The sequence below is a fragment of the Photorhabdus sp. RM71S genome, assembly GCF_042879355.1.
GTDB classification, from domain to species: domain Bacteria; phylum Pseudomonadota; class Gammaproteobacteria; order Enterobacterales; family Enterobacteriaceae; genus Photorhabdus; species Photorhabdus kayaii.
Map to the genome: position 1 here is coordinate 1 of NZ_JBHFKV010000271.1, position 262 is coordinate 262.

At 48.5% G+C, this 262-nt stretch carries 1 pseudogene; it reads left to right on the forward strand.

Going from position 1 to position 262, the window contains the following annotated elements:
• A pseudogene (locus tag ACGF5R_RS24860) lies at positions 1 to 262 on the forward strand (IS1634 family transposase); the annotation flags it as partial.

The following is a 262-nucleotide window of genomic DNA, read 5'->3' on the forward strand; positions in this document are numbered from 1 at the left end:
CAATGATACCCGGGCGTTCACAGAATTCACAAAACATCATATTCGTTGCCTGAAAGCCGCGCAGAACAGCCGCTACTTTGTCGCCGATGCCGCCCTTTATAGCGAAGAGGCAATAACTTCACTGCATAAGCAAAAACAACGCTTCATTACCCGCGTGCCGTTAACGCTCAAAGAAGCTAAACAGCAGCTTTTGAACGTGGATCCCCATCAGCTACAGCCTTTCACCGAAGGTTATGCTGGATGTTGGGTTGAATCCTGCTAT